Source organism: Pseudomonas sp. EB271-G4-1 (genome assembly GCF_058791355.1).
The window spans coordinates 12,723-37,726 of the sequence record NZ_JBYTEO010000058.1; the positions used below are offsets into that span (position 1 = coordinate 12,723).

17 protein-coding genes and 3 tRNA genes are annotated in these 25,004 nt (G+C 59.3%); 7 read left to right on the plus strand and 13 right to left on the minus strand.

Going from position 1 to position 25,004, the window contains the following annotated elements; genetic code table 11:
- The first annotated feature begins 1 nt into the window (after position 1).
- Together AC3WWR_RS24175 and AC3WWR_RS24180 are read left to right on the plus strand one after the other, a co-directional pair.
- Positions 2-2,446, plus strand: coding sequence for a lantibiotic dehydratase (locus AC3WWR_RS24175; RefSeq protein ID WP_020797521.1), 2,445 nt, complete (start codon positions 2-4; stop codon positions 2,444-2,446).
- On the plus strand, positions 2,443-3,723 hold the full coding sequence (locus AC3WWR_RS24180) for an MFS transporter (protein WP_020797520.1): 1,281 nt from the start codon (positions 2,443-2,445) through the stop codon (positions 3,721-3,723). The genes AC3WWR_RS24175 and AC3WWR_RS24180 overlap by 4 nt, the downstream gene beginning before the upstream one ends.
- Before the next feature lie 279 nt (positions 3,724-4,002).
- Here the strand turns inward: AC3WWR_RS24180 and AC3WWR_RS24185 are convergent, their stop codons facing one another.
- The 3 genes from AC3WWR_RS24185 to AC3WWR_RS24195 form a co-directional block, all read right to left on the minus strand.
- Positions 4,003-5,571 (minus strand): amidase, encoded by a 1,569-nt coding sequence (locus tag AC3WWR_RS24185; protein WP_492599137.1) that lies wholly within the window; start codon positions 5,569-5,571, stop codon positions 4,003-4,005.
- 156 nt (positions 5,572-5,727) lie between these two features.
- On the minus strand, positions 5,728-7,380 hold the full coding sequence (locus tag AC3WWR_RS24190) for a methyl-accepting chemotaxis protein (protein ID WP_033042667.1): 1,653 nt from the start codon (positions 7,378-7,380) through the stop codon (positions 5,728-5,730).
- 56 nt (positions 7,381-7,436) lie between these two features.
- The gene (locus AC3WWR_RS24195; RefSeq protein ID WP_256229515.1) at positions 7,437-8,900 is read right to left on the minus strand and encodes a coniferyl aldehyde dehydrogenase; all 1,464 of its coding nucleotides are present in this window, start codon (positions 8,898-8,900) and stop codon (positions 7,437-7,439) included.
- A 170-nt stretch (positions 8,901-9,070) separates the two neighbouring features.
- Between AC3WWR_RS24195 and AC3WWR_RS24200 the strand changes: the two genes are divergently transcribed.
- Genes AC3WWR_RS24200 through AC3WWR_RS24220 form a run of 5 tightly spaced genes read left to right on the plus strand, consistent with a single transcriptional unit; the run spans position 9,071 to position 14,345 of the window.
- Entirely contained in the window at positions 9,071-10,054 is a 984-nt protein-coding gene (locus AC3WWR_RS24200) for a flavin reductase family protein (RefSeq protein WP_020800912.1), read from the plus strand.
- Positions 10,051-11,379 (plus strand): spinster family MFS transporter, encoded by a 1,329-nt coding sequence (locus AC3WWR_RS24205; protein ID WP_050511608.1) that lies wholly within the window; start codon positions 10,051-10,053, stop codon positions 11,377-11,379. The genes AC3WWR_RS24200 and AC3WWR_RS24205 overlap by 4 nt, the downstream gene beginning before the upstream one ends.
- 45 nt (positions 11,380-11,424) lie before the next feature.
- Positions 11,425-12,102 (plus strand): TetR/AcrR family transcriptional regulator, encoded by a 678-nt coding sequence (locus tag AC3WWR_RS24210; RefSeq protein WP_033042663.1) that lies wholly within the window; start codon positions 11,425-11,427, stop codon positions 12,100-12,102.
- Between the two features lie 53 nt (positions 12,103-12,155).
- The gene (locus tag AC3WWR_RS24215; RefSeq protein WP_033042661.1) at positions 12,156-13,286 is read left to right on the plus strand and encodes a carbon-nitrogen hydrolase family protein; all 1,131 of its coding nucleotides are present in this window, start codon (positions 12,156-12,158) and stop codon (positions 13,284-13,286) included.
- Positions 13,287-13,289: 3 nt separating this feature from the next.
- Positions 13,290-14,345: an AraC family transcriptional regulator gene (locus AC3WWR_RS24220; RefSeq protein ID WP_454866167.1), complete on the plus strand. Its 1,056-nt coding sequence runs from the start codon at positions 13,290-13,292 to the stop codon at positions 14,343-14,345.
- Positions 14,346-14,682: 337 nt separating this feature from the next.
- Here the strand turns inward: AC3WWR_RS24220 and AC3WWR_RS24225 are convergent, their stop codons facing one another.
- The 10 genes from AC3WWR_RS24225 to AC3WWR_RS24270 form a co-directional block, all read right to left on the minus strand.
- Positions 14,683-15,525, minus strand: coding sequence for a DUF2242 domain-containing protein (locus tag AC3WWR_RS24225; protein ID WP_020800917.1), 843 nt, complete (start codon positions 15,523-15,525; stop codon positions 14,683-14,685).
- 201 nt (positions 15,526-15,726) lie between these two features.
- Positions 15,727-17,598 (minus strand): SurA N-terminal domain-containing protein, encoded by a 1,872-nt coding sequence (locus AC3WWR_RS24230; RefSeq protein WP_020800918.1) that lies wholly within the window; start codon positions 17,596-17,598, stop codon positions 15,727-15,729.
- Between the two features lie 101 nt (positions 17,599-17,699).
- Positions 17,700-17,777 (minus strand) — tRNA-Leu (locus tag AC3WWR_RS24235).
- Between the two features lie 53 nt (positions 17,778-17,830).
- Complete coding sequence (locus tag AC3WWR_RS24240) at positions 17,831-18,103, minus strand: HU family DNA-binding protein (RefSeq protein WP_002552737.1); 273 nt, start codon at positions 18,101-18,103, stop codon at positions 17,831-17,833.
- A gap of 148 nt (positions 18,104-18,251) precedes the next feature.
- Positions 18,252-20,648, minus strand: a complete 2,397-nt coding sequence (gene lon / locus AC3WWR_RS24245; RefSeq protein WP_033040883.1) for an endopeptidase La — start codon at positions 20,646-20,648, stop codon at positions 18,252-18,254.
- Positions 20,649-20,809: 161 nt separating this feature from the next.
- Positions 20,810-22,093, minus strand: a complete 1,284-nt coding sequence (clpX, locus tag AC3WWR_RS24250) for an ATP-dependent Clp protease ATP-binding subunit ClpX (protein ID WP_007946893.1) — start codon at positions 22,091-22,093, stop codon at positions 20,810-20,812.
- Positions 22,094-22,204: 111 nt separating this feature from the next.
- Positions 22,205-22,840 (minus strand): ATP-dependent Clp endopeptidase proteolytic subunit ClpP, encoded by a 636-nt coding sequence (gene clpP / locus AC3WWR_RS24255; protein WP_008062468.1) that lies wholly within the window; start codon positions 22,838-22,840, stop codon positions 22,205-22,207.
- Positions 22,841-22,933: 93 nt separating this feature from the next.
- Positions 22,934-24,244, minus strand: a complete 1,311-nt coding sequence (gene tig, locus AC3WWR_RS24260) for a trigger factor (RefSeq protein WP_020800921.1) — start codon at positions 24,242-24,244, stop codon at positions 22,934-22,936.
- A gap of 395 nt (positions 24,245-24,639) precedes the next feature.
- Positions 24,640-24,715: transfer RNA gene (locus AC3WWR_RS24265), tRNA-His, on the minus strand.
- A gap of 78 nt (positions 24,716-24,793) precedes the next feature.
- Positions 24,794-24,878 (minus strand) — tRNA-Leu (locus AC3WWR_RS24270).
- Positions 24,879-25,004: the final 126 nt, after the last annotated feature.

Below are 25,004 nucleotides of genomic sequence, written 5' to 3' on the forward strand. Positions count from 1 at the left end.
CATGGAAAGCTCACAGTACTTCTGGCTGCGCTCGACCGGTTTTCCCATTCATCACTTGACGAATCTGGGCCGATTCGCCGAGTTGCCATTGTGCCGCGCCTTTGAACAAGACTTCCGCTCATTGCAAGCACTGAAGGCAACGTTGCTTGAAGAGGCCAACTCACACTCACCCCAGGCCTGCCGCAAATTCATCCGCAAACTCAACGAAGGCCAAGCCTTGCAACCCTCCGACCTGCCGCAGGCACTGCGCGAACCACTGAGTGAGGCTTTGCGGCGCTGGAACGGCTTGTTGGAGCGGGCCTCGGCGCGAGAAGGTACCGATCATGAGTACAACACCTATCTGGAGAGCGCCCGCCAAGGGCTGATCGACTTCCTGGACGACGAAGCGGTAGCCGAGGCCTTGTTCATATCCAACCCATCGGCGTTGACACGCATCCGTGAGCTGATCAAGGATCGGCACGGTAGAAACGATACCCGCAAAAAACAGAAGCTGCGTTTGGGTTGGAGTTACGCGCAACGATTCTGTGCCAAGAACGATACCTCAAGTTTTTTCGGTCCATTGGCCTGGGGCAGGTTCGATACCCGCCAGATGGTCAATGTGCAGCTGACCCAGGATGACACGGTGTGGATCAAGGATCGCCACACCCTCTTCGAGAATTGGGTGGTGCAACGGTTGGTCGAACAGATCAACCAACAATGTCCAGACACCGACCGCATGCCCCTGCAGCTCAATACCGGTTGCTACTTGCAGGAACAGACCCTGTTCATGCCGATTGGCAAAAGCCAGCGCCTCAACCCACAAACCGCGCAGGTACTGCATTACATCAGCGAGCAAAAGGGTCAAGAACCCACTTTTGTCGGGATGTTGAGCGTCTGTTCGGAAGTCGCGGTCAGCACACTGCACGACCTGCTGGAACATTTGGTGAGTAAACGGATCGTGCGTCGCGGCTGGCAAATGTCTCCTCGTGAGCGTAACCCCATTGTGCGGCTGCAACGATACTTGGCCACCGCGCGGGTATCCGATGAGTTCAGCCAGGTCTGGCGAGCGCGCCTTGAAGCATTGGAGGGCTTGCGCAGTGACTATGCCCACGGCGACCTGTTGCGCCGGACTGAATGCCTGGAGGGCTTGAACCATCTGCTGGGCGAGGCAGGGATCGACCTCAGCCGGGAAACCGGCGCCATGTATGTCGGCCGTTACCCGGTGTACGAGGATTGTTCAAGAAACATGGACATCAGCCTCGGCCAGGCCATGCTCAGCCACGTCAACGAAGAACTGGCGCCGCTGATGCGCATCAATCAGTGGCTGATCAAAGCCATCGCGCATCAACTCAATGTGGCTTTCGTTGATGTCTGGGAGCAGCGCCAGGCTGTCAGCCTCGGCAAGCCGGTTGATTTTCTCGACCTGCTCAACACCCTTGCTCCTCTGTTACCGACACTTGAAGCGCAAATCATCCTGAACCTCGATCAGCGCCTGGAAACGGCTTGGACGCAACTGCTGCAGGACCTCCCAAAGCATTCCGAAGTACACCTTTGTAACGCGGACATCGAACGCCTGATCATCCTGTTGGATACCAATATGGATGTAGCTGGCTTCGAGGTCTTTGGCAGCGACTACCACTCCCCGGATATCATGATCTCCAGTGCGTCGATGGAGGCCTTCAATCGCGGCGACTATGAAATCATCGTGGGTGAAGTGCATCCCGCAGTTCATACTCTTAGCCAACCCGTAGCCGCGCCGTTCGGACCGTTCAATACTCAGATAAATCAGCAGGTAGAGGCGATTTTCCAACAACCTCGTCTGATACTGGCGGATTCACCCACCAGTTATCAACGCTCGCATATCGACTGGCCTTTGCAGTCTTCTTACTTGCAATTGGTGCTGCCATCGGGTGGCGGTTGTGTTGCGGCGAATCAGCGGTTTGCTGCCGGTAGGGCACAAGTGCTGCGAGTGAATGATCGCCTGCAAGTGGTCGACGCCCTTGGACAGTTCAACGAAGACTTGCTGTGCGTATATTCGACTCCCATGCACCGGCTAGGCTTCGCCTTGGCTGGCAGTACCGTGACCAAACACGAGCACCGACGTGTCTGGTTTGGCCGCACCCTCTACAAGCGCGCTTCCTGGTTATTTACCAGAGATGACATGCCAACGCCGAAAGGCTCGGTCGACGAGCTCGAACACACTCTGCAATGGCGCGCCTGGGCTGCCGATCATGGTTTGCCCCGTTATGCGTTCGTCAAGATCGATACCGAACCCAAACCGCTGTTCCTCGACTTTGATAACCCGTTGTCCTTGGAGGGCATCACCAATGCGCTGAAGAACGCTGTCCACGTAAAGTTCTCAGAAATGCGACCGAGCCCTGATGAGCTTTGGCTTGAAGAAGAGCGGGGGCGTTTCTGCTGTGAAATACGCACAACCTTTTCCACATGCGAGGCTCTTGCGACATGAGTAATGAAAATTCAGGCTCTTGTGCAAAAGCCGATCAGGAAGCCAAACATTCGTTTTTGTACCTGTTCTTGACCATATTCATCCCCTTTGGCTTAGGTCATTTTGTGTCCTACCTGTTTCGCACGGTAAACGCCTTGATTTATGCGGATCTGGAACGGGAGCTGCTGCTTCCCGCCAGCAGCCTGGGCCTGTTGACCGGCGTGTACTTTCTAACGTTCGCCGCAGCGCAGATTCCGCTGGGTGTCATGCTCGACCGCTACGGTCCGCGCAGCGTGCAGGCCCCCATGTTGCTGTTCGCTGTGTTGGGCTCGCTGATTTTCAGCTTCTCCCATACCGAACTGGGCCTGATCATTGGTCGCGGACTCATCGGTCTAGGCGTTGCTGGTTCGCTGATGAGCGCGATCAAGGCGTGTGCCATCTGGCTGCCTGCCGAACGTCTGCCACTGAGTACAGCATGCCTGTTATCGGTGGGCGGCCTGGGCGCAATGGCGTCCACCACACCCTTGCATGAACTGCTCAAGTGGATCACATGGCGTGAAGCGTTCTTGATTCTGGCGCTGCTGACTTTGTTCGTCTGCGTAGTCATTCATCGGAGCGTGCCGCGCACCTACAAGCCCAAACACACCACCCTCGGCGAAATGTCCAAGGCCGTGGGGACGCTTTACTCCTCATGGGTATTCTGGCGGCTGGCGTTGTACTCGGTATTTGCCCATGCGATCTACATGTCAGTGTTGTCGCTATGGATGGGGCCTTGGCTACGCGATGTAGCCCATTTGGATGAGTCCAGCATGGCCCAAATCCTGCTCTGGGGTACCGTGGCGATGGTGGCAGGTTCGCTGGCCTTCGGCTCAATCACCGACTACCTGCGGCGCTTTGGTGTGCAACCGATCATGGTGTGTGGTGGCGGGGTTTCAATCTTCATCGCATTTCAATTACTGATGATCAGCGGCCTACCTGTATCGCCGCTACTGATTGCTATGGGTTTCAGCTTCTTCGGCACCTCCACCACCATGAACTACGCGATCGTGGCTCAGTCTGTGTCGCCTGAGCTTGCCGGGCGGGTCAGTTCATCGTTCAACCTGGTGGTATTCGTGCTGGCGTTCGTCTTGCAGTGGTTGATGGGAGAAATTCTGAACCTGTGGCCAGCATCTGGGCAAGGGCACCCGGTGGAGGCTTATCGGTGGTCGCTGGGAGTGATGATCGCGTTGCAGGTACCGGGGGTCTTGTTGTGGCTGAGTTTTAAACCTTGGGAACTGAAAATCGCGGTAGCGCGGTAGAACTATGACTGCCGAATGATGGGTACTGGATGCACGTCGATTTTGACGTCACGACGACCCGAAACGAATGTTCTAACCCAACAGCGTGGGAATGCATCTTGTGACGCTCCGCGTCACCGTTGCGCACGGCTCACATCATGCGTCGTCAGCGGAACGCGGAGCGTCCCTGGCGGCATTCCCACGCGGAGCGTGGGAACGATCAACGATGACGCGGTGCAGCAGATACACCGCGGCGCCTGGTTCGCCGGCAAGCCTGGCTCCTACAGGGGGGGTGTCGGGTTACAGGAAAGCGCGCCTGGCAGCCCACGGATGAGCCTTCTCCAACTGACTAGCCAGGCGCAGCAACACGTCCTCGCCACCCAACCGGGCAGTGAACATCATGCCCACCGGCAGGCCGTTATCACTCTGCCCCAAGGGTAGCGAGATCGCCGGCTGCCCGCTGACGTTGGCCAGCGCGGTGAAGCCGGCGCTGCCCATGGCATTGTGGGCGTAGCTCTCCCAGGGTTGATCCAGGGACAACAGGCCGAGCTTCGGCGTCAGGCTGCCGGTGACGGGCGAGAGGATCACGTCGTAGCGTTCGAAGTGCTGCTCCATGGTCGCGCCGATGCTCTCGAACGATTGGCGGGCGCGATACAGGTCCTCCCCACTGGTGCCCTTCGCACGCTCCAGATTGACCAGGGTGATCTTTTCCAGGTCCTGTGCCGTAACCGCGCGTCCGAGCACCTGTTCACGGTCGTGGATCAGGGTCCGCAGCCCTGTGCCGATCACCGTGCCATGGGCACCGAACAATTGGCGTGGATCGACGTTGAGCGTCAATTCGTCGATCTCGTGCCCCAGGGTCAGCAGTTGCTTGAGGGTCTGCTCCAGCGTGGCGGCGATCGCCGGTTCAAGCGGCGCGCCGGTCATCGATTGACGCACCACGGCCACGCGCAGTTTGCCCGGGTCTTGCTGCAGTTCCTGCACATAGGGTCTTACCAGGGGCGGGCACCAATAGACGCTGCCCGCTTCATGGCCTTGCCCGATATCGAGGAACAACGCGGTATCGCGCACGGTGCGCGAGACCACATTGGCCGCGCTGGCGCCAAACCAGCCTTCGAAATGCAGCGGTCCGCTGGGGGTGCGATAGCGAGTGGGCTTGAGTCCGACCAGGCCGCAGTACGAGGCCGGAATACGGATCGAACCGCCGCCATCGGTGGCATGGGCCACGGGCACGATCCCCGCCGCTACCGCCGCTGCCGCGCCACCGGAGGAGCCGCCTGCGCTCATGGCCAGGTTCCAGGGGTTATGGGTTTGGCCCCAAGCCAGGGATTCGGTGGTGGTGGTCAAGCCGAACTCGGGGCACGTGGTCTTGCCGAACGGCACCGCACCGGCCTGCTCATAGCGAGCGATCAGGGTGCTGGTGCGGGCGGCGGGCGGTGCGTCCTTGAACATCCGGCTACCGTTGCTGGTGATGGTGCCTTGCAGTGAGGTGTTGAGGTCCTTGATCAGCAGTGGCACACCAGCCAGGGCGCCCTGGTTTTGAGTGCCGGCCGCGCGGCGCTGGGCCATCAAGGCACGGGCGTAGGCTTCGTGCAGCATGTTTACCGCATTGACCCTGGGGTTGACCTCGTTATAGCGAGCAAGCGTCGCCGCCAGCAGGTCCTCGGCACTCAGCTCGCCGCTGCGGATCGCCTGGCTCATGGCCCAGGCATCCATGGCCTGGTAGTCACTGGCCGAAAGCCCTTGCGCGCGGGCGTCGGCAAAACGCCCCAGAAGCCCGACGCCAACCGCCACGGCACCGGCCTTGAGCACGCTGCGGCGCGGCCAGCCGGTGGCGGAGTTTAGTGGTGCGTTTTCTTGGTTATCCATGGTAGTGATCACGCCCTGATTGTGGGTTATTAGAGTATTCAGGCCTTACGCCCTGTGGGAGCGAGCCTGCTCGCGAAAGCGCTGGATCAGTCAACATTGATGTTGAATGTGCTGACCTCTTCGCGAGCAGGCTCGCTCCCACAGGGTTTGTGGTGTTCAAGCGACATTGAAGCGTGCCGACAACTGATCCAGTGCCCGCGCCAGTTGCTCCAGGTCCGCGGCGGCCATCGCGCTGCGCCCGGCGTTGGCCGACAGCGCACCGGTGCCGCTGGAGACACTCTCGACCCTGGCGACCATTTCCCGAGTGACGCGCACCTGTTCGGTGATCAGCGTGGCGATGGTGTCCACGCTGCGGATCACATCATCGGTGCCGCTGCGAATCTGCGCCACCGAATCGCCTGCCTCATGGGCCAGGTTGACGCCGTCACGCACCCGGCTGACCACGCGTCCCATGCCGTCGACCACCGCCAGTGTGCCTTCCTGAATACGCTGCACGGTGAGGTCGATTTCCCCAATGGAACTGGCGGTGCGTTGGGCCAACAGTCGAACCTCGTCGGCTACCACGGCAAACCCGCGCCCCGCCTCGCCGGCCCGTGCGGCCTCGATGGCGGCGTTCAGCGCCAGGAGGTTGGTCTGCTCGGCAATGCTGCGAATCACCTTGAGCACATGGCTGATCTCCCCGGAGAACCCTTCGAGCTGGCGAATGTGCACGGCCGTAGCGCTGATCACGTCGCTGATGCGGTTCATCTCCTGGGCCATGTCACGAATAAAGCCCTCGCTCTTGCCCGAACGCTGTGCCGAATGCTGGGTGATGTCGCGAGACACGCCAACCTGATTGTCCACTTCGCCAATCGACCCCGACAGGTCCTCAACCGCCCGGGAAATCCCGCGCACCGCGTCCGCCTGTTGCTGGGTGGCCGTGGAGGCCGACTCCGCCGATTCGGCCATGTGCGCCGCTTCGCGACTGACCCGCTGCACCAACTCGCGCATTTGTGAAATGAGTCCGTGCAGGCTGTCACGCATCAGCGCGATGTCGCGCAGCATCAGTGCGAATTCGTCACCGCCCTTGATCTCGATCGGCTGCACCAGGTCGCCACTGGCGATGGCCCGCACGCTGGCACCCGCCTGGGCAAACGCACGCTTGAGCCGACGCAAAGTGGAAAACGCGGTGAGGCTGCCCGCCAGCCCGCCCACCACCGCCAGCGCCATGTAAGCCAACAGCGTCGAGCGATAACGACGCTGCGCCGCCTCGTAGGCCTGCGAGGCGCTGGCTTTCTGCAGCGCTTGCAGCTTGCTCAGTTCAACCATGGCGGCATTGCCTTCCGGCTCGGCCATGCGCAAATAGGACAGGATGCCCGGCAGGCGAAAATCACCGGCGCGCAAGGAATCGAGGAAGATGCCCAACTCTTCCTGCCAGGCCTGATAGTGTTTGTCGAACGCCTCGGCGGCCTGTTGTTCCTCACCGCTCAACGTGCGCAGACGATAGCTCGCCCAGATCTCGGTCAACGCCCGGTCATTGCTCTCGATGGCACTCAGGGTGGCTTCCACCGGGCGGTCGAACGCTGCCACCAGCGGGCCTTCCGGGTCCTGCTGGATCGCCAGCAGGACCTGGCGCCGGCTTTCATCGAGCCGCTGCCTGATGTCGCCGAACATCAACAACGTCGCCAGGTCGTCCTCGTTGATGGCTCGCAGACTGTCGCGCGCCTGCTGCAAGCCATAGGCACCGAACAACACCGCCAGGGCAAACAGCAAGGTGGCCAACAACGCCCAGAGCCACAGGCGCTGGGCGATAGTAATTGCCTTGAACATGATCAATGGCCTGTCTCATGCAGCGGACGGGGTGCGCAAGGCCCCCAACGCTGGAATTAGTCGCGAGTGACGCCGGCCAGCATCGCCGCCAGGTAATGCTCGCCGTAAGGCGGCAACAGACCCCATTCACGGCGCGGGTCGTGGGCCGAGGCCTTGAACACCGTGCGCAGGTGACTGAATTCGAGAAATCCTTCGCGGCCATGGTAATGGCCCATGCCCGAGGCGCCGATACCACCGAACGGCGCATCGTGCAGGGCGGCATGCATCATCACGTCGTTGATGGTGACTCCGCCGGACAGGGTGTGCTCCAGCACGTGACGTTGCTCCCGGGCATCCTCGCCGAAGTAGTACAGCGCCAGCGGACGCGGCCTTGCGTTGATTTGCGCGATGACCTGGTCGAGGTCGTCATAACTCAGCACGACCATGGCCGGACCGAAGATTTCCTCATGCATGATCTCGCTGTCCGGGGCCGGGTCCACTACGACTCGCAGCGGGCGACGACGGTCCTGGGCATCCAGTGCCAGGGGTTCGGGCAGGCACTCGATGCGCGCCCCTCGCAACTGCGCGTCCTCGACCAGGCCCTCGACCCGCTCCAGATGACGCTGGTTGACCACCGCCACCACGTCCGGGTTGCCGGCTACCGTCGGGTTGAGGTCGCGATAAGCACTGCGCAGCGCATCGAGGAAGGCTTCGAGTCGGGCCTTGGGTACATACACCAGGTCCGGATTGATGCAGATCTGTCCGCCATTGGTGGACTTGCCTGCGGCGATACTGAACGCCGCTTTGTTCAGGTCGGCCGTGGCCGAAACGATCACCGGCGACTTGCCGCCCAGTTCCAGTGTCACCGGCACCAGGTTTTTCGCGGCATTGCCCATCACTCGCCGGCCGATCGCCGTACTGCCGGTGAACACCAGGTGGTCGAAGGGTTGGCTGCTGAAGGCCTCGCCCAGTTCCGGGCCACCATTGACCACGGCCACCACCAGCGGGTCGAGGCGTTCGGCGCACAGGCGCGCCACCAGTGCGGCGGTGCGCGGCACCACTTCCGACGGTTTTAGAATGGCCCGGTTGCCGGCCGCGAGCGCCGAGGCCAGCGGGCTGAACAAGGTGTACAGCGGCGCGTTCCAGGTACCCAGGATGCCCACCGTACCTTTTGGCTGGTGCATGACCCAGGCCCTGGCGCCGAGTTGGTCATAAGGGGAAAACATTTCGCGCGGTTCGTCTTGCATCCACTCTTGCAGATGGTCGCGGGCATATTTGAGTGAAGCCAGGGCGCCGAGCACGTCATTCATCAAGGAAAAACCGGCGGGCCGTCCGCCAAAGTCCTGGTCGATGGCCGTGGTCAATGCCGCATGGTTGTCGACCAGCAGGTCGATCACTTGCTGCAGGCGCTGGCGCCGGGTGTCGGCGCTGACACTGCCGGCGCTGGCGAAGGCCTCTTTCTGGCGCGTCAGCAGGCTGGAAAGGTCTTGGTCGCAAGACATCGTTGAACTCATTGTTATCCCCTTGCAGGTTGGCTCGATGGCCGTTGAGCGCCCGATGCGCCTGGCGCCACCCTAGCCGCGCAGACCGCTGCGCCGCCTCGTCCGATCGGACGAGGCCCTGCATTAGTGTTAGTCCGTTGAGACGATGTTGAACGCCTGCAAACGCCCAATACTGGCCATACGAAAACCTCCACTCCATGAGGCCAGTCATGGCAATGCAAAATATCAGCTTCGATCCCCAGGCCTTCCGTGCCGCACTCGGCACGTTCACCACCGGGGTCACGATCATCACCACCCAGACCGAAGACGGCTCGCCCGTGGGCATCACCGCCAACAGCTTCAACTCGGTGTCGCTCAACCCGCCGCTGGTGCTCTGGAGCTTGTCCAAGCAAGCGCGCAGCCTGCCGATCTTCAGCAGCGGCAAGCATTGGAACGTGCACGTGCTGTCCACGGAGCAAGAAAACCTCTCGGGACGTTTCGCCACCCAGGGCGAAGACAAGTTCGCCGAGATCGAACTGGACAACGGCATCAGCGAGGCGCCATTGCTGCAAGATTGCACCGCGCGTTTCCAGTGCCGCACGGCGTTCCAGTACGAAGGCGGAGACCATGTGATTTTCGTCGGCGAAGTGCTCGCCTTCGATCACAGTGATCGCGCCCCGCTGGCGTTCCAGAGCGGCCAATATGCCCTGGCCACGCGCAAGCCCCGTAGTGAGCTGCGCCTGGCAACCACGCCGCCACCGCCCGAGTGCAGCTACACCGAGGATTTGCTCGGCTACTTGCTGGGGCGCGGGCATTACCAGACACTCAATGCCCTGCGGCAACTGCTGAACAGTCAGCAGCTGGACGAACAATCGTTCTTCGTGCTGTCGATCTTGTGTATTCGCGACGATATGACGCTGGAGGAAATCAACACCTTCGTGACCTACACCGGTCGCGAAGTGACCCTGGCCAGCATGCGGTTTCTCGAGCGCCAGCGCCTGGTGGCCTTCGAGGGTCCGGCGCAATCGCCACGTTTTGTCCTCACGGCCCAAGGCCGAGAAGTGTCCCTGCATCAGCTGGCGCTGGCCAAGGCCGTGGAAGAGGATCTGTCGGCCAAGCTCGGCGCCGCCGATGCGCAAGCCTTGAAAGTCTTGCTCAAGCGCCTGATCGTCGTGAGCGACCCTGGCTTGCCTGATCTGTGGGCACCGCGATGACCGCTCGCGAGGGGACGCTGCCTGCGGCCACGGTCGGTTGGAGTAGCCATGGCCTGCTGTTGCTGCTGGCCTTGGTGTTCGCCGACAACTTCGTCGGGCGACAGATACTCGCAGTCATGGTCGAACCGATCAAAGCCGAATTCGGCGTCGGCGATACTGCCATCGGCCTGATCTCGGGCCTGGCGTTCGCGGCGGTCTATGCACTCATGGGCCTGCCGGCCGGGCGGCTGGTGGATCGCATGCCGCGTATCCGCCTGCTGGCCATGTCTTGCCTGCTGTGGGCGGTGGCAACCATGGCCTGCGGGTGGGCGGGCAGTTTCCTGGCGCTGGGCATTGCGCGAATGCTGGTTGCCGTCAGCGAATCGCCGACCACGTCGGCGTCGCTGTCGCTGATCGCCGACCTGTATCCGACGCACCGACGCTCATTCGCCATCAGTTGTTTTACCGCCGCACCCACATTTTCCTCGATCATCGGCTTGAGCATCGGCGCCTGGGTGGTCGAGCACTATGGCTGGCGCAGTGCGTTCATTGCGTTGGGGATGCCGGCCCTGGTGTTCTGTACGATCCTGGCCTTCGTCGTGCGCGAACCGCAGCGTGGCCGCTGGGACCTTACGCCACACACCCACACAGCGCCCGCGCTGCTTGGCATGGGTGCCGAAGCCCGCAAGCTCTGGGCATTGCCGGCCTACCGCTGCCTGATCCTCGCTGGCGGACTGACCACGCTCAGTTCCTATGCGATTGCGATGTGGAACACCAGTTTCCTGGTGCGCTCCCACGGTTTGTCACTGCAACACGCCGGCTTGTTGGCGGGCGTGATCTGCGGTACGTCGGCCGGATTCGGTGGCCTGCTCAGTGGTTGGTTGAGTGACCGCCTGTGCCGCCGCGATCCACACTGGCAGGTGTCCATTCCGGTAGTGGGCCATATTGCGGCGACCTGTGCGCTGGTCCCCTATCTGCTGTGGTCCGACTCCGTGCTGGTGCGCCTGGGTGACGTGCCGGTTCCAAGCGCCATGCTCTGGTGTGCACTCTATGCCTTCTTTTCCGTGTGGTGGGTCGCGCCTTCCTACAACCTCGTCACGCAGCTGGTGCCCGCCGGAAGACGCGGAACTGCAATGGCGCTGCAAACCATCGTCAGCACGCTGCTGGGGATCGGCGTCGGGCCATTGTTGACCGGTTTGTGCAGCGACTTGTTGTTACCGCTGTTCGGCCACGAGTCATTGCGGTATGCGTTGCTGCTGGTGAATCTGCCGGTGATTTGCGCGGTGTTGCTGTTGATGCGCACGGCACACCATGCTGGCAGAACGGGCTATCGCCACGGGGGATAAGTTTGCTCAAGGCCACGCTTTAATTGTCCAGTCGACGGAGCTCCAATGCCAACCAACAGCGCGTCAGCCAATCCCGTACACAGCGCCCGCGATCGGCTGCTCGACGCGGCACTCGAACTCTTCGCCACACACGGCTACCAGGCTATAGGCTTGCGGGACTTGGCGAGCTACCTGGGGCTGCAGGCCGGATCCCTCTACCATCACATCGAAAACAAACAGGCCCTGTTGTTCGAGCTGATCGAGTCGGCCTTGTCGGACTTGCTGCTGGACACGCAGCGGCGAATGAAAGGCGCACGAAGCGCTCGCGGGCGTCTTCAGTCGTTCATTCAAGCCTTCGTCGCCTTCAACTTCAACGAAAAATACAAACTGACCCTGGTTAGCCGCGAGTTCACGAATCTGACTGAAGAACAGAAGCAACAGGTTATCCAGCTGAGAAACGAATACGCCGCTATTTTAAACGCCATCATCACTGACTCGTACGGCGAGAAAGGTGCAGCCGCTCGCGACCTCTGCCCCACCACCAGTGCAGTCATTGCCATGCTGTTCGGCCAGTCACAGTGGTACACCCTTGAGACAACCGAAGCACAATTGATAAAAACACTCACCGACGTTGTCACATGCATTATCGCGAACAGGCAGAAGACCGACGCAAGTACGACGCGGTCAATTTCCCGGAGCGCTGTCAATTTTCCCCACCCTCCCCGTGATTCGCTTTATCCTTGATGCAAATCCGATGAAAAGCCATGAATCCTGCATACGGCTGCTGACTGTTCCCCATGCGCAAACTTTTGTACCTGACTGTCTCCATGGCGTTGATCGCCGCTCTAACGACCTACGCCATGTGGGCCGCGGATCGCCCGACGGGCCTCTACCTCTCTGACCTGCGAATCGATGTCGCCGTCGACCAGGGCACGCCCGCTGACCGCGGCAATTTGCTGGGCATCCAGCCCGAGCTGTTTCCCACCGACTACCAAAGCCCCGAGCGCTTGCACCGCAAACTCGCCGCCTACTTGCAGACGGCCCGGGATCAGGGGCTGCTGAATGAAAAAACCATCGTCGTATTGCCGGAGCATGTGGGCACCTGGTTGATGGTCAGCGGCGAAAAAGACGAGTTGTACCAGGCCACCACTTTCAAGGAGGCCATGAACTGGCTGGCCGTGAGCAATCCTTTGAAGTTCGTCCGCGCACTGATTGGCGCCGAAGGCGACAGCCGCATCGAGGACGCGCACCTGCGCATGAAAGCCAAAGGCATGGCCAAGGATTACCAGTCGTTGTTTGGCGGGCTGGCTAAAGAATTTCACGTCACCCTGGTGGCAGGCTCCATCGTGCTGCCCGAGCCCAGTGTCATCGACGGCACGCTGAAAATAGGCCGCGGTGCGTTGTTCAACAGCAGCGTGGTGTTTGGCCGCGATGGCCTGCCAATCGGGCAACCCCAGCGCCAGATGCATCCGGTTTTCGAGCAGCAGGACGCGATCAAGGCCAACGGCGAACATACGCTCAATGTCGTCGACACCCCCGCCGGGCGCCTGGGCGTGCTGATCGGCAGCGACAGCTGGTACCCCGACAACTACCGCAAACTCGACACGCAGCAGGCACAGTTGGTCGCAGTCCCGGCGTTTGTTGCTGGCCGCGGTAGCTGGGACCAGCCGTGGCGTGGCTACAAGGACTCATCGACACCCGGCTCCGTCAGCCTCAAGGCCGGGGAGATCAGTGAAGGACAGGCCTGGCAGCGCCTGAACCTGAGTACTCAGGCACCCGCCAGCCAGGCCATCGCCGGCGTGAGCGTATTCCTGCGCGGACAGTTCTGGGATCAGGGCAGCGCCGGGCAGAGTTTTCTCAGCAGCAACGGCCAGCATTTCGTCGATGGCAAGGCCCGTGGCGCACGCTTGTTGAACCTTTGGCTGTAGGCCATGAAACCCACCCCGATACGCCTGGGAGATCTGTCGGTGGGCTTTGTTCACAGCCTGGCCGACGCCGTGCGCAGCCACGGCACGGATCCGCAGCCACTGCTCGAGCAATATGGCCTTGATACGGCCCGACTGAGTGAAGCCGGTGCCCGTCTCTCGATCCCGCGCTACATGCGCCTGGGCTACGCGGCCATCCAACTGACCGGCAACCCGGCACTCGGCTTGCAAATGGGCCAGCTCAGCCGCCTGAGCCAGGCCGGCCTTGCCGGCGTCACTGCCGCCCAGGCACCGACGGTGCGCGAGGCGGCGCGCTGCCTGATTCGATTCGAAGCCTTGTATGGCTCAAACTATCGCGGTCAATCAAGCTTCCACGAAGACGCTCAGGGTGCCTGGCTGCGCTTCTATTCCATCAGCCCCTACAACAGCTATAACCGCTTCGTGGTGGATTCGATCCTCTGCGGCTGGTTGCATCAGTTGTCCAGCGTCAGCCCTGCCCGGCTGCGTGCCGAACGTATCGACATCGAGTTCGAGGAGCCCGGCTACCGCGCTGCCTATGAGGTTCTGGGCGACTGCCCGATCCAGTTTGGCGCCGAGCACAATCAATTGCGCCTGAGCCTGGCCAGCCTTGCCCAGCGCAATCCCGAGCATTGCCCCAGCACCTGGCGACACCTGCTGCAACTGTGCGAGCGGGAACTGGAGCAATTGACCCGCACCCGCAGCCTGCGTGAACGCATCACACAGCTGCTGGGGCCATTGCTTAATGGCGGCCGGGAACCCGACCTGGAAGAAGTGGCAACACGCCTGAAACTGCCGGTGTGGACCTTGCGCCGCAAACTCTCTGAAGAAGGCACGCAATTTCGCGCGATTCTTAACGACACCCGTCGCGACCTGGCCATGACCTATATCCGCGACACTGAGTTGGCGTTCGGAGAAATCGCCTACCTGTTGGGCTTTGCCTCAGCCGAAGCCTTTCAACGCGCCTTCAAGCGCTGGACCGCCCAGACACCCGGCGAGTTTCGCCGCAGTCGCAGGGAAACAGTCGCAGGCAGCAAGCTTTAAAGCTCGGTTGCGTCTTCGGCGGGCTCAGGTGGGTCCAGTTCAAACGCCTGATACTCGAGCAGTTCTTCTTGATAGTCGTCCATTTTCGTATCCCCCACAGCTCATAAAAAAACGTCTGAATAAATGACCAGCGCCTTGAGCCTAAAGTGCCCGCGTGAAAGAAAAATGACGCGGACACGACACTTCGTCGCCTACAGATAAAACGTAGCAGGCGGTTGGGAATTTATCACAGGTTTTTTTTGCTGCAGGTCGCGGGACGACGACCTGTTTGACGCGGATCAAGCTTTGTTATGGCGAGGGGCCCGGAGCATGAGCAGGCCGGGCCCCATCGCACCCATCACTGGCCGGTGATGGGCATGGCCTGGATCGGTTCCGAAGGTGGCGCCATGTCGCTCGGATTGGCCGGTGGCGTGATCACTTCTTCGGTGGCAGGCGCTGGCGCGGCAGTGGGGCTCGAGGTAATGGGTGCAGCCTCAGGTGGCGGCGCTACCGGCTCGGAAGCGGCCGGGGCAACTTCGGCGGCCTTGGCGGCCTCAGGCGCTGGTGCAGGCTGTGCCGCGGATTCCGGGGCCAATGGCGCTGGCGTGGCCTTGGGCTCGGGCACGCCCAGATCGGTTTTCGGCTTCTCGGGGATGTGCGCCGCTGCCTTCACTTCCTTGGGCAGGAACAGCTCCACCAGGGCGAAGAATCGCTCGTAGAACTTGGCTGAGGTGACGGTTTCGCTGGCAACCTTGACCATCGAGTCGTCGGAGGAGCCGATCGGCATCGATACCGAGCCCAGCACGCCAACACCGAGGCTTGCCGAGTTGTTGGTTTTCTTCAGCGCATACTTGTCCTGAAGGGCATTGGCGAACACGGTGGCATGGTGCGCCGAAGTGCCGTCTTCAGCGCAAACCACACTGAAACTGATCTCCATGTGGTTTTCACCGGTCTGCTGGAAGCTCTTGTGCCCACTGACCAGCTTGGGATCACTGCTGGTGATGATATAGCCCTGGCTCAGCAAGGCCCGACGAGCGGCTTCACAGGAGACCGAGTCGGTCACTGGATAGTTACGGGAAAACGTTCCGGAATCATCGAAGTTCTCATGCTCGTAGATGGCGGCTTTCTTCGACGAACAACCGGCAGCAGCAGCCAGCACCAAGGCCAGCCCGACAACCCGCATGGGAATTGATTTAAACATTGAACATCCTGAGAGAAACGGTTCGGGGCGTATTGTGCAACAGATCGATGCTTAGCGGCGCACCGATTGTGTCTTAAAACAGTTACAAAACTGTTGACCCGATGGTCGGGAGAAAATTGCCTGCGTTGCGCAATGCAGCCGAAAAAAAACCCCGGCCTTGCGGCCGGGGTCTTCTTTTCATGCAAAAAGCTCGTGTCCAGATCAGAAACGCTTGATCTCGGCCTGGCTTTCCAGCTGCTTGCGGTAGGCCGCAAAGTCTTGCTGGCCAACGCGCGAAGCGAGGAAGCGACGGTATTGAGCCTTCTCTTCTTCAGTTGGCGTTGCGGCCTCATTCACGCCGTTCAGACGCACGATCATCAGGCTGCCATCAGGCAACGTGACACTGCTGAAGGTCGGCTTGTCCTTGGCGGCAGGCTTTGGCATGCGGAACAACGCTTGCAGCACAGTCGGGTCCAGCCCTTCCTGAGTGCGAGTCGCGGCTTCGGTTACCTTCCAGTTCTGACCCTCGATCGGGCCGTTTAATGGCGTCTTGCCATCGCGCAAGCTGGCAATCAGCTCATCAGCCTTGGTCTTGGCAGCAGCGCTGGCGTGCTCCCTGGCCAATTGCTCGCGGATCGGACCCTCGACCTTTTCCAATGGCAGTTGCGCAGGCTTCAGATGCTCCTTGGCGCGCAACACGATCACGGTTTCGGGGTCGAGCTCGATGGCGGTGCTGTTGGCACCCTCATCCAGTACTTCCGGGCTGAAGGCTGCGGTGACCACGGCACGGTTGGCCGTAATGCCTTCGCCACCTTCGCGGCCGAACGGCTTCGAGGTGTGAACGGTAAGCTTCAAGTCCTGCGCAGGCTGGACCAGGTCGGACGCTTCGAACGAGGCGTCTTCCAGTTGCTTGGTCGCTTCAACGAAACGCTGCTCGACCTGCTGGGCCTTCAATTCACGGGTCAGCTTGTCTTTCAGGCTGGCGAACGTCGGCACTTCAGGCGCTTCCACACCCAACAGCTTGATCAGGTGGAAACCGAAATCGGTGCGAACCGGCTCGGAAACCTGATCCTTGGCCAACGAGTACAAGGCCTTCTCGAATGCCGGGTCGTAGACGCCAGGACCTGCAAAGCCCAGGTCGCCGCCATTGTTGGCGGAGCCCGGGTCCTGGGAGAACTCCTTGGCCAGGGCCTCGAATTGCTCGCCCTTGTTCAGGCGGGCCTGGATCTCGTCGATTTTGGCCTTGGCTTGCGCTTCGGTCGTCTTGTCGTTCACTTCGATCAGAATGTGCGCAGCGCGGCGTTGCTCGGACAGGTTCGCAGTTTCTTTCTGATACGCCGCCTGCAGGTCTTCGTCCTTGACGCTGACCTGATCAAAGAAGGAAGCCTTCTTCAACTCCAGGTAATCGATGACCACCTGATCCGGGGTCATGAATTCCTTGGCGTGCTCGTCGTAGTAGGCCTTGACCTCTTCGTCGGTCAGCTTCACGGCCGTCGGGTCGACCTTGATGCTCAGGGAAGCGAAATCGCGGGTCTGTTTTTCCAGACGGGCAAAGGCCATGACCTGGGCGTCGGTGACGAAACCACTACCCGCCACACCGGCGCGCAGTTGTCCGATCAGCATTTCCTGAGCCAGCATCTGGCGGAATTGCATGCGGCTGTAGCCCAGTTGACGAATCACCTGGTCGAAACGCTCAGGGCTGAACTTGCCATCCACCTGGAATTCAGGCGTTTGCAGGATGACCTGGTCCAGCGCCGCCTCGGAGAAAGCGAATTTGGAATTTTCTGCGCCTTGCAACAGCAGCTTGCGGTCGATCAGGCCTTTGAGGGCCGATTCGCGCAGCATTTTTTCGTCGAGCAAGGAGGCGTCGAAATCCTTGCCCAGCTGTTGCATGAGTTGACGGCGTTGCATATCGACCGCCTGGCTCAGCTCGTTTTGGCTGATTTCTTCACCATTGACCTTCGCCGCCTCGTTTTTGTGCGTCGTAGCCTGGAAAATGGCGTCGAAACCGGTCAAGGCCATCAGTGCAACGATGACCCCGATAATGGTCTTGGCAATCCAGCCTTGTGAATTGTCCCTGATATTTTGCAGCATGCGTCCCCCATAAACGGTTGAACTTCAAATTAGGCAACCGTGGAGCGTGGGTAGAATCCGGATAGAAGAAAGGCGCATCCGAGGATGCGCCTTCTCGTAACTGGCGGAGCGGACCGATGACTCGACCTTGCGAGCCTCGGTGTCTCGAACCGGCAACCTGCCGGCTGGACTACCGCTCCGCTGCCAGGTCAGGCATGACCCCGACCCGGATAGGCAAAAACCTGATTGGAACTTAGTTGACAGCTTCTTTCAGTGCTTTACCAGCTTTGAAGCCTGGTTTTTTGGCAGCTGCGATTTCCAGTGTCTTACCGGTCTGTGGGTTACGACCGATGCGAGCTGGACGATCAGTTACGGAGAAAGTACCGAAACCAACCAGAACCACGGAGTCGCCGGCCTTGAGAGCGCCAGTGACGGATTCGATTACAGCGTCCAGCGCACGGCCAGCAGCAGCTTTCGGGATATCAGCGGATGCAGCGATAGCATCAATCAGTTCCGACTTGTTCACTCTAAGTCCCCTTATATCTATTTGAGTATGATTCTAAGTTTTTTGGTGAAAGCAAAAACGAGTGCTGAATGGCCTACAGACACTTAAGAGCCGCTTTATAACAAGGGCTCTAAAAAGCTGTCAAGGAAGCCCCCCAGGCAAATACGTACTAATGCGTGCTAATTCTTTCCTTAGAATCCGACTCGCGTTTTTCATCCTTCGCGACTATCTCCGGAGCCACATCCGGCAAGGGCTCCGGGGCGTATTGCAGCGCAATTTGCAGGACCTCGTCAATCCATTTAACTGGTTTAATCTGAAGATCTTGCTTGATATTGTCCGGAATTTCCTTCAAATCGCGAACATTCTCTTCAGGAATGATCACCGTCTTGATTCCGCCACGATGCGCCGCCAGCAGTTTTTCCTTCAAGCCACCGATCGCCAATACCTGGCCACGCAGGGTAATTTCACCCGTCATGGCAACATCAGCGCGTACTGGAATGCCGGTCAGTGCCGACACCAACGCCGTGCACATGCCTACGCCTGCGCTCGGGCCGTCTTTGGGCGTCGCCCCTTCCGGCATGTGGATGTGCGTGTCACGCTTCTCGTGGAAGTCCAGGGGGATCCCCAGGCTCTTGGCACGGCTGCGAACAACGGTCAGGGCTGCGGTGATCGATTCGACCATCACGTCACCCAGGGAACCGGTCTTGATCAGCTGGCCTTTGCCCGGAACGACAGCCGCTTCGATAGTCAGCAATTCGCCGCCCACCTGAGTCCACGCCAGGCCAGTGACCTGACCGATCTGGTCCTGTTGTTCTGCCAGGCCGTAGCGGAATTTGCGCACGCCCAGGAAGTGCTCGAGCATGTCCGCCGTCACTTTCACCGAGAAGCGTTTTTCCAGCGCATGCTCTTTCACGGCCTTGCGGCAGACCTTGGCAATCTGGCGCTCCAGGCCCCGTACACCGGCTTCGCGGGTGTAGTAGCGGATGATGTCGCGGATCGCTTCGGCGTCGAATTCCAGTTCGCCTTTTTTCAGGCCGTTGGCCGTGATCTGTTTCGGCGAGAGGTATTTGACGGCGATGTTGATCTTCTCGTCTTCCGTGTAACCGGGCAGGCGAATGACTTCCATCCGATCAAGCAGCGCGGGTGGAATGTTCATGGAGTTGGAGGTGCACAGGAACATCACGTCTGACAGGTCGTAGTCGACTTCCAGATAGTGATCGTTGAAGTTGTGGTTCTGCTCGGGATCGAGCACTTCCAGCAACGCCGACGCTGGATCGCCACGCATGTCGCTGCCCATCTTGTCGATTTCATCGAGCAGGAACAGCGGGTTGCGCACACCCACTTTTGTCATCTTTTGAATCAATCTTCCTGGCATCGAACCGATATAAGTCCGGCGATGACCACGAATTTCCGCCTCGTCACGTACGCCGCCGAGGGCCATTCGCACGAATTTACGGTTGGTGGCGTGTGCAATGGACTCCGCCAGCGAGGTTTTACCCACTCCAGGAGGACCCACCAGGCACAATACCGGACCACGGATCTTCTTCACGCGCTTCTGCACGGCGAGGTATTCGAGAATCCGTTCCTTGACCTCCTCGAGGCCGTAGTGATCGGCGTCGAGGATGTCTTCTGCGCGAGCCAGGTCAAGGCGCACCTTGCTCTGTGCCTTCCACGGCACCTGGACCAGCCAGTCGATATAGGAACGGACCACCGTCGCTTCGGCAGACATCGGCGACATTTGCTTGAGCTTGTTCAGCTCGGCGGTCGCCTTGGCGAGCGCGTCTTTTGGCAGTCCTGCGGCATCGATGCGCTTTTTCAGCTCTTCGACTTCGTTATGCCCTTCGTCGCTGTCACCGAGCTCTTTCTGAATGGCCTTCATCTGCTCATTCAGGTAGTACTCGCGCTGACTGCGCTCCATTTGTTTCTTGACGCGACCGCGAATGCGTTTTTCGACCTGCAGCAGGTCGATCTCGGCATCCAGCAAAGCCAGCACGTGCTCGACACGGGCCGACAAATCGATGATTTCGAGGATTTCCTGCTTCTGCTCGATTTTCAGCGCCATGTGCGCGGCCATGGTGTCGACCAGGCGGCCTGGCTCGTCGATGCTGTTGAGCGACGACAGGACCTCGGCAGGGACTTTCTTGCCCAATTGCACATATTGTTCGAACTGCGACAGCAGGCTGCGGACAAACACCTCCGACTCACGCTCTGGCGCATCGACCTCGTCGATCAACGAGACTTCGGCGCGGCAGTGGCCATCCACTTCGCTGAAGCGTTCCACGGCACCGCGTTGCTCGCCTTCGACCAGAACCTTGACCGTGCCGTCAGGCAGCTTGAGCAGCTGCAGGACGGTCGCAATCGTACCCACGCGATAAAGTGCGTCTTCACCGGGATCGTCGTCAGCAGGGTTTCTCTGGGCCAGCAGAAGGATCTGCTTGTCGCCCGTCATCGCTGCCTCGAGGGCTTCGATGGATTTCTCGCGCCCCACGAACAGCGGGATAACCATGTGCGGATAAACCACGACATCACGCAATGGCAGGAGAGGCAATTCGATGGTTGTCTTCATGATTTCGCCTCTACGGCGGCCATAAGGCCGGAAACAGATGGAAGTAAGCTTGAAACCAAGATGGGGGCTGCCTTCAAAAAAAACAAGCACAAAGACAGCGTTAAAACCTGGAAAAAACAAAGGGGCCCGAAGGCCCCTTCTTTGTACCGACTGCGCGACGCTTAGGCGTCTGGCGCGGCCTTGGCAGCAGGCTCACTGTTTTCGTAGATATACAGTGGCTTGGACTTGCCTTCTATGACGCTTTCGTCGATGACTACTTTACTCACCTCGGACTGCGAGGGGATTTCATACATGGTGTCGAGCAACACACCTTCGAGAATCGAACGCAGGCCACGGGCACCGGTCTTGCGTTCCAGCGCGCGTTTTGCGACCGATTTCAATGCGTCGGCCCGGAACTCCAGGTCCACGCCTTCCATCTCGAACAGCTTGGCGTATTGCTTGGTCAGCGCATTTTTCGGCTCGGTGAGGATCTGCATCAAGGCAGCTTCATCAAGCTCGTCCAGCGTAGCCAGGACCGGCAGGCGACCGACGAATTCCGGGATCAGACCGAACTTGACCAGATCGTCAGGCTCGACTTCACGCAGGGACTCTCCGACTTTCTTGCCTTCTTCCTTGCTGCGAACTTCCGCGTTGAAACCGATGCCGCCCTTGGTGGAACGGTTTTGAATAACCTTTTCCAGACCGGAGAACGCACCACCGCAGATGAACAGGATGTTACGGGTGTCGACCTGAAGGAATTCCTGCTGCGGGTGCTTGCGACCACCTTGAGGCGGAACGGAAGCCACCGTGCCTTCGATCAACTTGAGCAGGGCCTGCTGTACGCCTTCACCGGAAACGTCCCGGGTGATCGACGGGTTGTCAGACTTGCGCGAAATCTTGTCGATTTCGTCGATGTAGACAATGCCCATCTGGGCTTTTTCCACGTCGTAATCGCACTTCTGCAACAGCTTCTGAATGATGTTCTCGACATCTTCACCCACATAACCCGCCTCGGTGAGGGTGGTTGCGTCGGCGATGGTGAACGGAACGTTCAGCAAGCGGGCCAGTGTTTCGGCAAGCAGGGTCTTACCCGAGCCTGTCGGTCCGATCAGCAAGATGTTGCTCTTGCCGAGTTCGACGTCGTCATTCTTCTTGTCACGCTGGTTGAGGCGCTTGTAGTGGTTGTACACCGCTACGGCCAGAACCTTTTTCGCACGCTCCTGACCAATCACGTATTGATCAAGGATGCCGCTGATTTCTTTAGGCGAAGGCAATTTATGCGCGCTGCTTTCGGCCTGGGCTTCCTGCACCTCCTCACGGATGATGTCATTGCACAGGTCGACGCACTCGTCGCAGATAAAGACCGAGGGGCCGGCAATCAATTTGCGCACTTCATGCTGGCTTTTGCCACAGAAGGAGCAATAGAGCAGCTTGCCGTTGTCCTCGCCGTTGCGGGTGTCAGTCATTCGTTCGATCCAAATCCGATAGGCTTGCAACACAAGATGAAGGCTATTGCGGGCTTTTTCAAGCCCGCCGGTGATCAGACTTGCCGACCAGCCTTGTTTTGAGCTGCTTATTTAAGCGGGGCGCTGGTTGATCACTTCATCGATCAACCCGTACTCACGCGCGGCTTCTGCACTCATGAAGTTATCGCGGTTGGTATCACGCTCGATTTCTTCAAGGGTGCGCCCGCTGTGCTTGGCCATCAGCGTGTTGAGACGCTCACGAATGAAGAGAATTTCCTTGGCGTGGATTTCGATGTCCGACGCCTGGCCCTGGAAACCGCCCAGAGGCTGGTGAATCATCACACGCGAGTTCGGCAGGCAGTAACGCTTGCCTTTGGCACCGGCCGTCAGCAGGAACGCACCCATGCTGCACGCTTGGCCGATACAGGTGGTCGACACGTTGGGCTTGATGAACTGCATGGTGTCATAGATCGACATGCCCGCCGTCACCGAACCGCCCGGGGAGTTGATATAGAGATGGATGTCCTTGTCCGGGTTTTCCGCTTCAAGGAACAGCAGTTGCGCACAGATCAGGTTGGCCATGTAGTCCTCTACGGGGCCCACCAGAAAGATCACTCGCTCCTTGAGGAGGCGCGAGTAGATGTCGTAGGCGCGCTCGCCACGAGCGGACTGCTCGACAACCATCGGGACCAGGCCGCCTGCGGCCTGGATATCAGAGTTCTGCTGAATATACGAATTACGGAACATGCTCTGCAGTCACTCCCAAATAGTTATGTCTTGAATACGCATAAGCCAGCTCGAGAGCTGGCTTATGGTGTGTGCTTCTTAGCGCAAAAATGATCAGTCGGCTTGTGGAGCTTCTACCGGCTTGACCGCTTCTTCGTAAGAGACCGATTTGTCGGTCACGCTAGCTTTCTGCAGAACAGTATCCACAACTTGCTCTTCCAGCACAACCGAACGAACTTCGTTCAGTTGCTGGTCGTTCTTGTAGTACCAGGACACAACTTGCTCAGGCTCCTGATAAGCCGAAGCCATTTCCTGAATCATCTCGCGAACGCGGGCTTCGTCAGGCTTCAGGTCGAATTGCTTGACCACTTCAGCCACGATCAGGCCCAGGACAACACGGCGCTTGGCTTGCTCTTCGAACAGCTCGGCCGGCAGTTGGTCAGGCTTGATGTTGCCACCGAACTGCTGAACAGCCTGCACGCGCAGACGGTCAACTTCGTTGGACAGCAGAGCCTTTGGCACTTCGATCGGGTTGGTGGCCAGCAGACCGTCCATAACCTGATTCTTGACCTTGGATTTGATCGCCTGACGCAGTTCGCGCTCCATGTTCTTGCGAACTTCGGCGCGGAAGCCTTCCAGACCGGTTTCCTTGATGCCGAACTGCGCGAAGAACTCTTCGTTCAGCTCAGGCAGTTTTGGCTCGGAAACGGTGTTGACGGTCACGGTGAACTCGGCGGTTTTGCCAGCCAGGTCCAGATTCTGATAGTCCTCTGGGAAAGTCAGGTTCAGGACGCGCACTTCACCGGCTTTAGCGCCAACCAGGCCATCTTCGAAGCCTGGGATCATGCGGCCGGAGCCCAGCACCAGCTGGGTGCCCTTGGCGGAACCGCCAGCGAATACTTCACCGTCGACCTTGCCTTCGAAATCGATGTTCAGCTGGTCTTCGTTCTGGGCAGCGCGATCGGCCACTTCGAAACGGGTGTTCTGCTTGCGCAGGATGTCCAGCATCTTGTCCAGATCGGCATCAGCCACGTCAGCGCTCAGGCGCTCTACGGTGATACCTTCGAAACCGGCAACGGTGAACTCAGGGAACACTTCGAATACAGCGACGTATTCCAGGTCCTTGCCTGCTTCCAGGGATTTAGGCTCGATCGAAGGCGAACCCGCCGGGTTCAGCTTCTGCTCAACCACAGCTTCGTAGAAGGAAGACTGGATGACGTCGCCTACCGCTTCCTGGCGAGCTTCAGCGCCAAAACGACGCTTGATTTCGCTCATTGGCACTTTGCCTGGACGGAAGCCAGCAATCTTGGCCTTTTGGGCAGTCTGCTGCAGACGCTTGTTGACCTGAGTCTCGATGCGCTCAGCCGGCACGGTGATGCTCATGCGGCGCTCAAGAGCAGAAGTATTTTCAACAGAAACTTGCATGGATATTCCTCGTTGCACAGACGTTAGCCGGCCGTTTCCGACCCCAGAATCAAGGGCATGCATTCTAGTGGGTCAAACTAAAGAAGTCACCCTACTGAAAACGGGTAAAAACGCAGCAGGCAATTTATAGGTGCGAATGCACGAGTGCACCTCGCCCCGGTGGCAAATACAGCCAATCACGCCAAGGCTCTGCGCCAACCCTTCCTTATAGGGAGGAGGTTGCCAATCATTTCCCTGACAGCCGATCTTGCGAACAAGGCCGGCGGGCAGCACGGCATCATCGGGAAACATAAAAACGACGAAACGCCCTGCCCTTGCGACCCGGAACCGGCGGTCGCTGAAACCGCTGAAACAAAAAAGGCGCCAGACTATTAATCTGGCGCCTTTTCGAAATATGGGGTGGACGATGGGGATCGAACCCACGACAACGGGAGTCACAATCCCGTGCTCTACCAACTGAGCTACGCCCACCATATTGCGTGCCAAAGAAGCCAAATCACTTCTTTGTTGAACCTCAACCAGGCCAGGCGGCATGGACGAAGTCTTGTTTGGTGCGGATGAAGAGACTCGAACTCTTACGCCTCGCGGCGCTGGAACCTAAATCCAGTGTGTCTACCAATTCCACCACATCCGCGAGATGAAGCCTTTAAAGCAAAGGCGCCAGACTGTTAATCTGGCGCCCTTCGAAATATGGGGTGGACGATGGGGATCGAACCCACGACAACGGGAGTCACAATCCCGTGCTCTACCAACTGAGCTA

Excerpts from the sequence above, each read along its gene's own strand:
- lon (WP_033040883.1), bottom strand. The coding sequence starts at position 20,648 with ATGAAGACAACCATCGAATTGCCTCTCCTGCCATTGCGTGATGTCGTG.
- AC3WWR_RS24190 (WP_033042667.1), bottom strand. The coding sequence starts at position 7,380 with ATGTTCAAGGCAATTACTATCGCCCAGCGCCTGTGGCTCTGGGCGTTG.
- AC3WWR_RS24175 (WP_020797521.1), top strand. The coding sequence starts at position 2 with ATGGAAAGCTCACAGTACTTCTGGCTGCGCTCGACCGGTTTTCCCATT.
- AC3WWR_RS24205 (WP_050511608.1), top strand. The coding sequence starts at position 10,051 with ATGACCGCTCGCGAGGGGACGCTGCCTGCGGCCACGGTCGGTTGGAGT.
- AC3WWR_RS24185 (WP_492599137.1), bottom strand. The coding sequence starts at position 5,571 with ATGGATAACCAAGAAAACGCACCACTAAACTCCGCCACCGGCTGGCCG.
- AC3WWR_RS24200 (WP_020800912.1), top strand. The coding sequence starts at position 9,071 with ATGGCAATGCAAAATATCAGCTTCGATCCCCAGGCCTTCCGTGCCGCA.
- tig (WP_020800921.1), bottom strand. The coding sequence starts at position 24,244 with ATGCAAGTTTCTGTTGAAAATACTTCTGCTCTTGAGCGCCGCATGAGC.
- clpP (WP_008062468.1), bottom strand. The coding sequence starts at position 22,840 with ATGTTCCGTAATTCGTATATTCAGCAGAACTCTGATATCCAGGCCGCA.
- AC3WWR_RS24215 (WP_033042661.1), top strand. The coding sequence starts at position 12,156 with ATGCGCAAACTTTTGTACCTGACTGTCTCCATGGCGTTGATCGCCGCT.
- AC3WWR_RS24210 (WP_033042663.1), top strand. The coding sequence starts at position 11,425 with ATGCCAACCAACAGCGCGTCAGCCAATCCCGTACACAGCGCCCGCGAT.
- clpX (WP_007946893.1), bottom strand. The coding sequence starts at position 22,093 with ATGACTGACACCCGCAACGGCGAGGACAACGGCAAGCTGCTCTATTGC.
- AC3WWR_RS24225 (WP_020800917.1), bottom strand. The coding sequence starts at position 15,525 with ATGTTTAAATCAATTCCCATGCGGGTTGTCGGGCTGGCCTTGGTGCTG.
- AC3WWR_RS24220 (WP_454866167.1), top strand. The coding sequence starts at position 13,290 with ATGAAACCCACCCCGATACGCCTGGGAGATCTGTCGGTGGGCTTTGTT.
- AC3WWR_RS24230 (WP_020800918.1), bottom strand. The coding sequence starts at position 17,598 with ATGCTGCAAAATATCAGGGACAATTCACAAGGCTGGATTGCCAAGACC.
- AC3WWR_RS24180 (WP_020797520.1), top strand. The coding sequence starts at position 2,443 with ATGAGTAATGAAAATTCAGGCTCTTGTGCAAAAGCCGATCAGGAAGCC.